Below are 12,924 nucleotides of genomic sequence, written 5' to 3' on the forward strand. Positions count from 1 at the left end.
GCAACGCCTTGCGGTGTATCCGTGGACGGGATGGGACGATTGTAGGCACAGGTTCGCAGGGCGGGGAAAACGGGGATAGCGGGGGCGTTTCGTCTTCCGGTGGGGGAGAAGAAGTGGTTTCAACATCTTAGCGCAAGCTAAGTGTTAGAAATCGCAGATGAGGGGGCGACAACGTCCCCGTCTTTCTCAGCCGTCGCGGTCCCCCCTCACCAACAAAATCTAAGACTTAGCTGGCGCTAAATCTTGATTTTGTATCCTCTCCCTCGCTGGGGAGAGGAAATGTTCATCTCTGACTTGATTCGGTTATCAAGGTCGAATGAGATGGATTTTTCTCTCCAAGCAAGAAGTTTTCGGTCGCAATGATTTCTCGCAACATTGGTCGGGGGAGTTCGTAACCATCTCCGATTTTCTTGCGCAGTGTCTTAGCTAAATTTCGCGGAGACACTTCAGTTTTGTGTAGCTTTTGTATTCTCTGTCGGTCGGACCATTGACATATCTGGCTGAACGCTGGTTCCACAAAAATCTCGACAGAGAATCGTATCACCTTCTCAAACTCGTCAAGTGATCTGAAAAAATTAGAACGGAGTTGTTGATCAAGTTCTACCAAGTCCGCTCGCGAGATAGCGTCATCTATTTCAAGAAGCCGTAGGGGTAGTGTGGCTACAACACGTTGATGATCGCGAAAGTCACGGATTGATTTTATTGAAATAGAATTTCGAATAGCAAAAATTACTTTTCTTGATACTGTTTTATTATTTCTACCAACGGCGCGCGATATTTCGGACGCCTCCTCAACAAATTCTTCAGTTAGTCGATTATTGTTTTTGGAAAGGTGGTGAAATAATTCTTCAAAAGTCGAATCGTGCTGATTTAAAAGAATATCCCAAGATTCGGAAATGGCTTTAATTTGACCATCGTATCTTTGAAGCCAACGTTGCATCTCACTTGCGGTACCCTTCAATCTCTTTACGTTGAACTCCGCGAAGGCCGCTTCTTCACGGCGATCGAATGCCAACTCTGCGAGACGTAAAGTTTCTTCGCAAAAATACCCCTTTGCGCATGTGCTTCCAAATAAGATGGCGCCACCACCGGCAACAAACCCAGTGAAGCCGTTATTGTGGCGTTTTGATCCGCATATGTGGCAGTATACCTTTTCTGAGCTTACAACGTAGCGATTCAAAATTTCCAGCTGGTCTACATCTGGACTTTGTCTTTCCAGCGGAAGAAGGTCGTTTTGCCCATAGGGATCAAATGTCTTCAGCCCTTTTGCATGCAGATATGCATCGTAGTTCATTCGACTTTCATCCTTTTGGTGCAGCAATTTAGTTCATGAAATGTTCCGGTATGTAGTTCCGGATGCCAACGGCATCCGGAACTGGTCAATGAGTTCCCAGATATCAGCTGCACCCGCTCGTCGCACCGCACGTGTCGCACTTCTCGCAGGTGCCGTTGCGCACCATCGTGAAGTTCTGGCACTCGGAGCACATGTTGCCGGTGTAGCCCTGGGCGATCGAGCGCATGCGGCGTTCGTTTTCCAGCTTCTTGGCATCCGCCTTGGCGGCGGCGGCGTCGGCGGCGGCCTTGTCGGAGAACAGCGCGGTGACGCTCTCGGTCGCTTCCTCCGCCTCGTCGGCGATTTCCTCGGCGAATTCGGCGGCGCGCTCCTCGTAGTCGCGCTTGAAGGCGACGACCTCCGAGGTGGCGATCGAGACGGCCGGTTCGAGCTTGCGGGCGGCCGAGCCGGCAAACGACGTCACGTTGCCGGCCGCGGTTGCCTTGGCCGGCGTGCCGGTCGCGGCACCCTTGGCCTCGCCGGCCGGGCCGTGCGCGCCGCTGCCGCCCTGGATGATCGTCGGCTTGTGGCCGCGCGTCCAGCCGGTCGAGAAGGGATTGGTCTTGCCCTCCTGGATGCCCTTGCCGAGGGCGGTGTTGGAGAAGTCCGACTGGTCGACATGGGCAAGGTCGTGGCGGCCGAGATAGGAAACGGCGAGTTCGCGGAACACGTAGTCGAGGATCGACGTGGCGTTCTTGATCGCGTCGTTGCCCTGCACCATGCCGGCCGGCTCGAACTTGGTGAAGGTGAAGGCCTCGACATATTCCTCGAGCGGCACGCCGTATTGCAGGCCGAGCGAGATGGCGATGGCGAAATTGTTCATCATCGCGCGGAAGGCGGCCCCTTCCTTGTGCATGTCGATGAAGATCTCGCCGATGCGGCCGTCACCGAACTCGCCGGTTCTGAGATAGACCTTGTGGCCGCCGACGATCGCCTTCTGGGTATAGCCCTGGCGGCGGTTCGGCAGCTTCTCGCGCTCGCGGGTGACGCGTTCGATCACCCGTTCGATGATCTTCTCGGTGACCGCGACGGCCTGGGCGGCGGCGGGCGCGGCGACCAGCGCCTCGATCGCATCCTCCTCGTCCTCCTCGTCCTCGATCAGCGAGGCGTTGAGCGGCTGGGAAAGCTTCGAGCCGTCGCGGTAAAGCGCGTTGGCCTTCAGCGCCAGCTTCCAGGAGAGCATGTAGGCGTTCTTGCAGTCCTCGACGGTCGCCTCGTTCGGCATGTTGATCGTCTTGGAGATGGCGCCCGAGATGAAGGGCTGGGCGGCGGCCATCATGCGGATGTGGCTTTCGACCGACAGGTAGCGCTTGCCGATCTTGCCGCAGGGATTGGCGCAATCGAAGACCGGCAGGTGCTCGTTCTTGAGGAACGGCGCGCCTTCCAGCGTCATCGCGCCGCAGACATGGATGTTGGCCGCCTCGATGTCCTTCTTCGAGAAGCCGATATGTTCAAGCAAGTTGAAGGACATGTCGGCAAGCTGCGCGTCGGAGACCTTCAGCGTCTCCTTCAGGAAATCGGCGCCGAGCGTCCACTGGTTGAAGACGAACTTGATGTCGAAGGCGGCCTTCAGCGCGCCGTTGACGGCCTCGATCTTCTCGTCGGGAAAGCCCCTGGCCTTCAGCGCGCCCGGGTTGACGGCCGGCGCCTGGTTGAGGTTGCCATGGCCGACGGCATAGGCCTCGATCTCGGCAATCTGGCTTTCCGAATAGCCGAGCGTGCGCAGCGCCTCGGGAACGGCGCGGTTGATGATCTTGAAGTAACCGCCGCCGGCGAGCTTCTTGAACTTCACCAGCGCGAAGTCGGGCTCGATGCCGGTCGTATCGCAGTCCATGACGAGGCCGATCGTGCCGGTCGGCGCGATCACGGTCGTCTGAGCGTTGCGGTAGCCGTGCGTCTCGCCGAGCGAAACGGCCTTGTCCCAGGCGGCCTTGGCATGGGCGACCAGGGCCTGGTCCGGGCATTCGTCATGGATCAGCGCGACCGGATTGACCGACAGCGCCTCGTAGCCGGCGGTCTCGCCATAGGCGGCGCGACGGTGGTTGCGCATGACGCGCAGCATGTTGTCGCGGTTCGGCGCGAAGCTGGGGAAGGGGCCGAGCTCGCCGGCCATTTCGGCCGAGGTCGCATAGGCAACGCCCGTCATGATGGCGGTCAGCGCGCCGGCGATCGCCCGGCCCTCCTTCGAATCGTAGGGAATGCCGGACGACATCAAGAGGCCGCCGATATTGGCGTAGCCGAGGCCGAGCGTGCGGTATTCGTAGGAGCGTTCGGCGATCTGCCGCGACGGGAACTGCGCCATCATCACCGAGACCTCGAGCACGATCGTCCACAGGCGCACGGCATGTTCGTAGTCGGCGATGTCGATGTTCTTGGTGGCGGCGTCCTTGAACTGCAGCAGGTTCAGCGAGGCGAGGTTGCAGGCCGTGTCGTCGAGGAACATGTATTCCGAGCACGGGTTCGAGGCGCGGATGGGACCGGCGGCCGGGCAGGTGTGCCAGTCGTTCATCGTCGTGTTGAAATGCAGGCCCGGATCGGCCGACGCCCAGGCGGCGTAGGAGATCTGCTCCCAGAGGTCGCGCGCCTTCAGCGTCTTCATGACGCGGCCGTCCTTGCGGGCGGTCAGGTTCCACGTGCCGTCATTCTCCACGGCGCGCAAGAAATCGTCCTTCAGCGAGACGGAGTTGTTGGAGTTCTGGCCGGAGACGGTGAGATAGGCTTCCGAATCCCAGTCCGTGTCGTAGGTCTTGAACTCGATGTCCTTGTAGCCCTGCTTGGCGAACTGGATGACGCGCTTGATGTAGTTTTCCGGAACCTGGCTCTTCTTGGCGGCGCGGATCTCGCGCTTCAGCGCCGGGTTCTCGTTGGGGTCGAAGCAGGCGCCGTTGTCGGCCGAGCAGTTGACGCAGGCCTTCATGATCGCCTTCAGATGGCCGGCGACGATCTTCGAGCCGGTGACGAGCGCCGCGACCTTCTGCTCTTCCTTGACCTTCCAGTTGATGTAGTCCTCGATGTCCGGATGGTCGATGTCGACGACGACCATCTTGGCGGCGCGCCGCGTCGTGCCGCCCGACTTGATGGCGCCGGCGGCGCGGTCGCCGATCTTCAGGAAGCTCATCAGGCCGGAGGAGCGGCCGCCGCCCGACAGCTTCTCGCCTTCGCCGCGCAGGTAGGAGAAGTTGGAGCCGGTGCCGGAGCCGTATTTGAAGAGGCGCGCCTCGCGCACCCAGAGGTCCATGATGCCGTTCTCGTTGACGAGATCGTCCTCGACCGACTGGATGAAGCAGGCATGCGGCTGGGGATGCTCGTAGGCCGACTTGGATTTCACCAGCTTGCCGGTGAAGGGATCGACGTAGAAATGGCCCTGGCCGGGGCCGTCGATGCCATAGGCCCAGTGCAGGCCGGTGTTGAACCACTGTGGGCTATTCGGTGCGACGCGCTGGGTGGCGAGCATATAGGCAAGCTCGTCCTTGAAGGCGGCCGCGTCTTCCTCGGAAGCGAAATACCTGCCCTTCCAGCCCCAGTAGGTCCAGGTGCCGGCGAGACGGTCGAAGACCTGCCGCGCATCGGTCTCGGAGCCGTAGCGCTCACCCTCGGGCAGCGCCTTCAGGGCTTCGGTGTCGGCGACGGAGCGCCACAGGAAGGAGGGGACGTCGTTCTCCTCGACTTGTCTCAGCCGCGCCGGCACGCCGGCCTTGCGGAAATATTTCTGCGCCAGGATGTCGGCGGCGACCTGGCTGAACTGCTGCGGCACGTCGATGTCGGCAAGGCGGAAGACGATGGAGCCGTCCGGATTCTTGATCTCGCTCACCGCCTTGCGGAATTCGATCTCCGCATAGGCCGACTGGCCTGCCTTCGTGAAACGACGTTCAATGCGCATGGTCCCGTATCCTTGTGTTCGCCGCATCCCGGCTCGCCTGCCGCGGACGCAATTATCCCCGTCCGGCCGCGATGCGTGTCGCAGCCAGTTCCAAATCCCTAGCCCTGTCGAGAAACCCGATCTGTTGGGTACCCTCTATCTTGTGCTGAGTGTGGCTGCAAACGCTAAATATAGTATTAACAGCTTCTTTACGCCAGCCCGGGATGCCGCATTGACGATCAAAAAAACGCGACGCAACACCGTTCGCGGCGAGCGGTTCATCCACCCGTCGACGCAACGCAGGACACGCGATTTTTGATTGTAAGAACCGGCCTCGTAACATTCCGGTTCAGCCGCCGCCGCAACCGGGGACCATTAACGCCATCGGTCCCGATTCCGTCAAGGGGTGGTTTTTGACGGAATGATGAACCCTAGATGTAGTGTGTGGCCGCTGTGGAAAACGGGGACAGTGCCGAAGCCCTGCAATTTCAGGCGTTTGACGCCGCCGCCTGCCGGATGCCGACGGAAAGGCGGCGTTTTGGCGAGAAATCAGGGGTAAAAACCGGCATGATTTTCCGACTCGCGAGCTTCCACCATTGGCTTCCGGCACGAACTGTGCGCGGCGGCAGCGATTCGGCCGCACGGTGGTGAAAAGCCGCGGACGTGCCTAGGGTACGGACCAGTTTAACGGGCCTGCACCCTAGAAAAGCGCGTCCTCGAAGAGGTCCTCGTCGCTCTGCGCGGCAGCCGGCGCGGGCGCGGCGGCGGCAAGGTCGACGCCGAAGAGCCGGCCGTGGATCTCCCGCTCGGACATCATGGTGTAGGTCGCAGCGATGCGCGGGCCGAGGACGGCGAGCGCCTCCTCGATGCCGCGACCGTCCGGCGCGGCGGCCGTGGCCGGCCGGGCGAGGGCGGCACAGTCGGCGAGCACGTCGCCGAGTTCGGCCTTGAAGTCCAGCGTCGCGACGGCGCCGGCGACCTTGGCGGCGACGTCGCCGCCGGAGGCATGCAGATCCGCAAGGTCCGCCTCCATGCGGTCGCCGGCCGCATGCACGGTGGCGAGCGCGTCCTCGAGCCGGCCGTCGAGCGACAACTCTCCCGACGCTGTCGCCTCGCCAAGCGCGCCCGCATCGACGTCGAGCACTTTCAGCGCCTCGAGGATCTTCTCGGCCGTGTCGTCGAGCATCGCCGAAAAGGTCCTGAGCTCGGCGGTCACCACGTTGATCGCGCGGCCGTCCTCGCCGAGCTTGCTGCAGCGCAGGTTGGTGTTGAGGGCCATGTACTGGATGTCGGTGCGCACCAGCTTGATCGTCTCGACCCCCTGCAGAAGTTCGCGCACGGTGGCCGTCGTCTCGCGGCTGAGGCGGTTGGCATCTTCCGCCGCCTGCTCGATGCCGCCGACCACATGCCGCGCCGCTGCGATGTCGGCTTCGAGGCGCCGCAGGCCCGAATCGCCCGATGGCGCGTCGCCGGCCGGCGCCATCGTGCCGTAGAGGTCGAGCAGTTGTCCGATGTCGTTGGCAAAACCGCGGATCGTAGCGACGACCGTCGTGCATTCCCGCTCGAAATGGCGGCTCGTCTCGGTGAGCTGCGCGTAGACCAGGTGGTCGACGAGAAGGCTGATTCGCGCCCGGTCGGCCGCGCCGACCGCGCTTCCGTCCGGCCCGGTGAAGAAGGTGTCCGTCAGGGCGAAGGCGGACTGGCAGTGTTCGATGCGCTGGCGCGTGATGTCGCCGATCTGCAGGGCGGAGAGGGTGGTCGCGACCTTCATCTGAACTTTGCGCGCCATCTGGGCGACCTTCTCGGCAAGGTCGGAGAACTGGCGGCGCTCCCGCGTCAGTTCGTCGGCATTGCGGGTCAGACTGGCAACGATGGGCGGCACGCTCGTCTCGTAGCGGGCAAGCGTCTGGCCGCCGCGGCCGGCCGCCACCCCGATCGTCGTGCCGAGCCCGGTAATCCTGGCCGACAGCGCATTGACCTCGCCCGTGCCGAACTGGATGCGCTCGATGATTTCCTCGGCAAAGCCGGCAAAATCGGGAATACCGGCGCCGGCGATCTTCGCGGTCGTGGCGAAGGTGCGCAGATAGCGCAGGGTCTCCTGCATGGCGGCGACATGGCCGGCGAGCGTCTGGCCCGTGGCCGAAATCGCCACGAGCCGCGTCTGGCGGTTCGTTTCGACTGCGGGGAGTGCCGAGATCTGCCTAACGGTTTCGGCAAGTCGCTCGATCGTATCGCGCGCCGCATCCTCGTCCAGCGAACCCGAAAGACGCTCCAGCGAGGCGACCAGCCTGTTCAAAACGTCGAGCACCGAGAGGAGCACGGCGCCGCCGTCGAGGAAGCGCTGCTCGATCCGCGAGCGGGCCCCTTCCAACCGGTCGGCGAGCGTCTCTTCGGTGTTTATCGTCCTGTATGAAGTCCCTGTCCCGACCGTCACGTCCGCCCCTCACTGTCGCGTTGTGGGGGACCCTACGCTGCAACTATGAAACGTCCGGTAAACTTCGGCGGGGAGTCGGGGCGGATCGCTGCCCGCGCCGGCCGGGACGCACTATGCTTCCCCGGTCCGGTCATCGGCTGCACGGCGGCGCAACGCAAGCGTGTTTAGTAGTCAAGGTTGTTAAAGTATTCGCTAATTTAAATGCTAAAACAACTTGATGATGAGTCTGCTAACGTAGCGTTAGATAGATTTTTTCGACAAGATGGTTACCTATGCGGGTATTTTTTTGACCTGATTCACCGTTCGTTAAGGTTGAAATGAGATCGTCTTCTCGCCAACTCAATGTATTTCGGCGACTCACGGGGGCGACATTGCAAGTAAACACGGATCTGCTTCCGGTTGTAGTTATAAAATCCGAGATGACCATTAGAAATATTGCGTCGCTCAAAGAAGAACTGATCGATAAGTTCTCTGATTCTGCGGCATTGTCTATCGTCGTGGGCGATGACGCCGTCGTGGATCTCAGTTTCGTGCAGCTTGTCGAGGCGGCCCGGCGCCATGCCGGCGCGTCCGGCGGTGCCCTCAGCCTGGCGGCGCCCGCGTCGGGGCGGTTGCTGGATGTGCTGCGCAGGGGCGGTTTCCTCGACGATCTGTCGGCGGACGACGCCAGGTTCTGGTTGCATCAGGAGGCCCTATAGATGACCGCGAAGATTTTGACCGTCGATGACTCCGCCAGCATTCGCCTGACGACCCGCGTGACGCTGTCGAATGCCGGCTATGCCGTCACGGAGGCCGTCGACGGCATGGACGGACTGAGCAAGCTGAAGGGCGGCTCCTTCGATCTCGTCATTACCGACCTCAACATGCCGAACATGGACGGCCTGACGATGATCCGCGAGCTGCGCAAGCTGCCGGCGCATACCGGCGTGCCGGTGATCTTCCTGACGACCGAGTCGGACGGCGAGATCAAGCAGCAGGCGAAGGCCGCCGGCGCGACCGGCTGGCTGACAAAGCCCTTCGATCCGGAGAGCCTTGTCAAGATCGCCAAGAAGGTTCTTGGCCGATGAGCAATCCGGATCCGATCTCGGTGTTCCGCACCGAAGCGAACGAAATGCTGGAACTGATCGAGGCCGGACTCCTCGACCTGACGCGCAGCCTCGACGACCGGGATCAGATCGATGCGGTCTTTCGCGGCCTGCACACGCTGAAGGGCTCCGGCGCGATGTTCGGCTTCGACGCGCTCGCGGCCTTCACCCATCATTGCGAGACGGCCTTCGACAGGGTGCGCAAGGGCGACGTGCCGGCGACGCAGGAACTCGTCGCGGCGGTGCTGGCCGCGCAGGACCACATGCGCGCGCTGCTCGAAAGGCCGAACGGCGACCACGACGCGACGAGTGCGGCGCTGCTGGCAGACCTGCAGTGTGCCGTCAACGGCGGTGCGGCCCCGGCCGCGTCCGTCGCGCAGCCGGCGGCGCCCGCCGGGGCGGACGCGCCTGCCGGTCGCCGCACGTGGCGCATCCGGTTCAGCCTGCCGGCAAACGCCATGGCGAACGGCACCAATCCTCTCGGCCTTCTCGACGAAATGCGCGATCTCGGCGAATGCCGGATCGTCGCCGACAGCTCCAGGGTGCCCGATTTCCTGATGCTGGACCCGCGCGAGATCCATCTCGTCTGGGACGTGACGCTCACGACCGAGCGGCCGCGCGCCGACATCGAGGACGTCTTCATCTTCGTCATGGACGAGATGGCGCTCGAGATCACCGACCTCACCTCTGCGCGGCCGGCCATGCCGCCGGCGACGGTCGTCGCGGACGTGCCGGCCACGAACCCGGTTGTCGCCGAGCGCGAGCCGGCCCCGATCCAGGCCGCCAACGACAGCAGGCAGAACAAGTCGGCCGAGAACGTCCGCGTGCCGGCGGAGCGGCTGGACGAGATGATGGATCGCGTCGGCGAGCTCGTCATCGCGCAGTCGCGCCTGACCCAGCTTGCGGGTGCTGCCGCCGATCTTGGCCTGCGCTCGGTGTCAGAGGAGATCGAGCGGCTCTCCGGCGAGCTGCGCGACACGATGATGGTGCTGCGCATGATGCCGGTCGCGAGCCTCTTCAGCCGCTTCCGCCGCCTGGTGCACGACCTGTCGCGGGAGACCGGCAAGGAGATCGAACTCGTCACCGAGGGCGAGGGCACCGAGGTGGACAAGACCGTCATCGACCGGCTGGCCGATCCGCTCGTCCATCTCGTGCGCAACGCCATCGACCACGGCCTGGAGCGCCCGGAAGAGCGCCTTGCCGCCGGCAAGCCCGCCAAGGGCCGGGTCATCCTCTCCGCCCGCCAGACCGGCGGCGAGGTGATCATCACCATCAAGGACGACGGCCGGGGCATCAGCCGGGAACGGGTGCGCGCCAAGGCGGAGGCCTCCGGCCTCATCCAGCCGGGCGCGACGCTCGTCGACCAGGAACTGCTCCAGCTCATCTTCCAGCCGGGCTTCTCGACCGCGCAGCAGGTGACGAACCTCTCCGGCCGCGGCGTCGGCATGGATGTCGTCAAGAAGACCGTCGAGGCGCTTCGCGGCGCGATCGATATTTCGAGCCGTCCGGGCGAAGGATCGGAGGTAGCGCTTCGCATCCCGCTGACGCTCGCGATCATCGAGGGGCTTCTCGTCCGGGTCGGGCAGGGCTGCTACGTCATCCCGCTTCCCGCCGTCGAGGAGTGCCTGGAGCTGTCGCTCGAGGACGACCTGCGCTCGCGCGGCCGCAGCTTCATCTCGCTGCGCGAGAGCCTCGTGCCGTTCATCCGGCTTCGCGAGCTCTTCCGTACCGGGACGCAACCCGACCCGCACCAGAAGGTGGTCGTCATCTCGACCGGCGCGGAGCGCGTCGGGCTCGTCGTCGACCAGATCATCGGTGACCACCAGACGGTCATCAAGTCCATGTCCAAGCTGCATCACGACGTCGTCACCTTCTCCGGTGCGACGATCCTCGGCGACGGCAGCGTGGCGCTGATCCTCGACGTGACCCATCTGGTCGCGGTGGGACAGCAGCAGGAGGCGCAATTGCGGGCGGCAGGATGAACGAGGCAGTACGGAAGCTCGACTATGAGACGCTTTGGCGCGGCGGGGAGGACCTGTCGGTCCTGACCTTCAACCTCAACGGCGAGACCTTCGCCATCGAGGCGACCGTCGTGCAGGAGATCCTCGATCTCCTGCCGGAGACGCACGTGCCGGGCAGCAAGCCCTTCGTGGCGAGCGTCATCAACTTCCGCGGCAAGGTCATCCCGCTGGCCGATATCCGCCTCGCCTTCGGCATGGAGGCGACGGAGACCACGATCGACAGCCGCATCGTCGTCATCGAGCTCGATCTCGACGACGAGGCGACGCTGATCGGCATCCGGACCGACAAGGTCTACGAAGTCACGACGCTCGCCAAAGCGGCGAGCGAAGCACCACCGAGCGTCGGCATGCGCTGGCGCGCGGACTATATCGACTGCCTCGTCAAGCGGGGCGGAGAGTTCATCATCGTGCCGAACCTGCAGGCGATCTTCTCGCTGCAGCGGGACCGCACGGCACCGGCCGGGGGGCCGAACTAGGGGTTAAGGGGACCGACCATGCGATTCACCATCAAGCTCAAACTATTCCTCGCCTTCGGATTCATGCTGGCCGTGCTGATCGGCACGGCGGGCTACGGCATTATGAGCCTCGGCAGCCTGAATACGACGCTCAGCGATGTGCTGAACGGCCCGGCCGAGCGGCTCAAGCTCGCGCAACAGCTCAGCAATCTGCAGCTTCAGCAGATCCGCCAGCAGAAGAACATGCTGTCTGCGGCCAATGCCGCCGAGAGCAATCGCTATATCGGCCTCAGCGACGACGCGCGCAAGAAGTTCGACGAAGCCTTCGAACAGGTGCTCGGCAAGGCCACGGAACAGGGCAAGGTGCTCTGGAACAAGCTGCAGGGCTTCACCACCGATTTCCGCCGGGACGACGACCGCATTCGCGCGCTGGCGCTCGCCGGCGACATGGTGGCCGCGACGCGGGTTTCGACGGTCGACGCGCGCGCCGCGACCAACGAGATCGACCAGTTGCTCGGCGAGGTCGTGGAGCTCGAAGCGGGCCGTCTGGACGCCGCCGAGATGGACGCGGATGCGCAGTATCAGGCCACCCGCACGATCATGGTGTCGGTCGCCGCGATCGCCCTGCTGGTCGCCGTCAGCGTCGCCATGTGGATCGTCATCTCGATCAACCGCGGCCTCAACCGCGCGGTCGGCGTCGTGCAGAACGTCTCGGACGGCGACCTGACGCGCTTTGCCGAGGTCACCACGAAGGATGAGGTCGGCGACCTGCTCGGCCACGTCAACACGATGATCGAGCGGCTGCGCGGCGTCGTCGCCGACGCGCTGTCGGCCTCCGACAACGTCTCGTCGGGCAGCCAGGAGCTTTCCTCCAGCTCCGAGCAGCTATCGCAGGGCGCGACCGAACAGGCGTCCTCCGCTGAGGAAGCCTCGGCCTCGATGGAGGAGATGGCCTCCAACATCAAGCAGAACGCCGACAACGCCGCCCAGACGGAGAAGATCGCCCGCCAGTCGGCCAAGGACGCGGAAGCCTCCGGCCAGGCCGTCGGCCGCGCCGTCGGCGCGATGCGCACGATCGCCGAGAAAATCTCGATCGTCCAGGAGATCGCCCGCCAGACCGACCTGCTGGCGCTCAATGCCGCGGTCGAAGCGGCCCGCGCCGGCGAACACGGCAAGGGTTTCGCGGTCGTCGCCTCGGAAGTGCGCAAGCTCGCCGAACGCAGCCAGGCGGCTGCCGCCGAGATCAGCGCCCTGTCCGGCGAGACGGTCTCCGTCGCGACGGAAGCCGGCGAGATGCTGAACCGGCTTGTGCCGGACATCCGCAAGACGGCGGAACTGGTCTCCGAGATCTCGGCCGCCTGCCGCGAACAGGATATCGGCGCCTCGCAGATCAACGAGGCGATCCAGCAACTCGACAAGGTGACGCAGCAGAATGCCGGCTCGTCCGAGCAGATGTCCGCAACCTCCGAGGAACTCGCCGCCCAGGCCGAGGAACTGCAGGCCTCGATCGCCTTCTTCCGGGTCGACAGCGCCGCACGCCGGGAGCCGAACCACGCCGAGAAGCTGCGCACCACCGCAGCGAAGATGGCGGCGGCTCCGGCCAAGCGTCCCGCCGCCGCGCCGGTTCGCCGCGAGCAACCGGTGGCCTCCACGCCCGCGCGCGGCAGGGGTTTCTCCCTCGACATGTCGATGGGCGGCCCGGATGCCGACGATGCGGATTTCCGCGAAAGCGCGTGA

8 protein-coding genes are annotated in these 12,924 nt (G+C 63.6%); 5 read left to right on the forward strand and 3 right to left on the reverse strand.

Annotation, left to right across the window (positions count from 1 at the left end):
* Positions 1-283: 283 nt before the first annotated feature.
* The 3 genes from LXM94_RS01400 to LXM94_RS01410 all read right to left on the reverse strand — a co-directional run bounded on the left by LXM94_RS01400 (position 284) and on the right by LXM94_RS01410 (position 7,626).
* The gene (locus LXM94_RS01400; protein WP_235769361.1) at positions 284-1,294 is read right to left on the reverse strand and encodes a hypothetical protein; all 1,011 of its coding nucleotides are present in this window, start codon (positions 1,292-1,294) and stop codon (positions 284-286) included.
* Positions 1,295-1,397: 103 nt separating this feature from the next.
* Positions 1,398-5,213 carry a vitamin B12-dependent ribonucleotide reductase gene (locus LXM94_RS01405; protein ID WP_235769362.1) on the reverse strand — a complete coding sequence of 1,272 codons (3,816 nt, stop codon included), beginning with the start codon at positions 5,211-5,213 and terminating at the stop codon, positions 1,398-1,400.
* Positions 5,214-5,892: 679 nt separating this feature from the next.
* Complete coding sequence (locus LXM94_RS01410; protein ID WP_235769363.1) at positions 5,893-7,626, reverse strand: chemotaxis protein; 1,734 nt, start codon at positions 7,624-7,626, stop codon at positions 5,893-5,895.
* Positions 7,627-8,045: 419 nt separating this feature from the next.
* On the opposite strand from LXM94_RS01410, the gene LXM94_RS01415 reads away from it, so the two are divergent.
* Genes LXM94_RS01415 through LXM94_RS01435 form a run of 5 tightly spaced genes read left to right on the forward strand, consistent with a single transcriptional unit; the run spans position 8,046 to position 12,924 of the window.
* Complete coding sequence (locus LXM94_RS01415) at positions 8,046-8,324, forward strand: hypothetical protein (RefSeq protein ID WP_235769364.1); 279 nt, start codon at positions 8,046-8,048, stop codon at positions 8,322-8,324.
* Positions 8,325-8,693, forward strand: coding sequence for a response regulator (locus LXM94_RS01420; RefSeq protein WP_235769365.1), 369 nt, complete (start codon positions 8,325-8,327; stop codon positions 8,691-8,693).
* Positions 8,690-10,693 (forward strand): chemotaxis protein CheA, encoded by a 2,004-nt coding sequence (locus tag LXM94_RS01425; protein ID WP_235769366.1) that lies wholly within the window; start codon positions 8,690-8,692, stop codon positions 10,691-10,693. Before LXM94_RS01420 ends, LXM94_RS01425 begins: the two co-directional genes overlap by 4 nt.
* Positions 10,690-11,208: a chemotaxis protein CheW gene (locus tag LXM94_RS01430; RefSeq protein WP_235769367.1), complete on the forward strand. Its 519-nt coding sequence runs from the start codon at positions 10,690-10,692 to the stop codon at positions 11,206-11,208. Before LXM94_RS01425 ends, LXM94_RS01430 begins: the two co-directional genes overlap by 4 nt.
* 18 nt (positions 11,209-11,226) lie before the next feature.
* Positions 11,227-12,924 carry a methyl-accepting chemotaxis protein gene (locus LXM94_RS01435; protein WP_235769368.1) on the forward strand — a complete coding sequence of 566 codons (1,698 nt, stop codon included), beginning with the start codon at positions 11,227-11,229 and terminating at the stop codon, positions 12,922-12,924.

It is taken from the genome of Rhizobium alarense, from assembly GCF_021555155.1.
In the GTDB taxonomy this organism is placed as follows: domain Bacteria; phylum Pseudomonadota; class Alphaproteobacteria; order Rhizobiales; family Rhizobiaceae; genus Rhizobium_D; species Rhizobium_D alarense.

What these genes read in the sequence shown, in the direction of transcription:
- LXM94_RS01400 (WP_235769361.1), bottom strand. Translation starts at nt 1,294, where the DNA reads ATGAACTACGATGCATATCTGCATGCAAAAGGGCTGAAGACATTTGAT.
- LXM94_RS01405 (WP_235769362.1), bottom strand. Translation starts at nt 5,213, where the DNA reads ATGCGCATTGAACGTCGTTTCACGAAGGCAGGCCAGTCGGCCTATGCG.
- LXM94_RS01415 (WP_235769364.1), top strand. Translation starts at nt 8,046, where the DNA reads ATGACCATTAGAAATATTGCGTCGCTCAAAGAAGAACTGATCGATAAG.
- LXM94_RS01420 (WP_235769365.1), top strand. Translation starts at nt 8,325, where the DNA reads ATGACCGCGAAGATTTTGACCGTCGATGACTCCGCCAGCATTCGCCTG.
- LXM94_RS01425 (WP_235769366.1), top strand. Translation starts at nt 8,690, where the DNA reads ATGAGCAATCCGGATCCGATCTCGGTGTTCCGCACCGAAGCGAACGAA.
- LXM94_RS01430 (WP_235769367.1), top strand. Translation starts at nt 10,690, where the DNA reads ATGAACGAGGCAGTACGGAAGCTCGACTATGAGACGCTTTGGCGCGGC.
- LXM94_RS01435 (WP_235769368.1), top strand. Translation starts at nt 11,227, where the DNA reads ATGCGATTCACCATCAAGCTCAAACTATTCCTCGCCTTCGGATTCATG.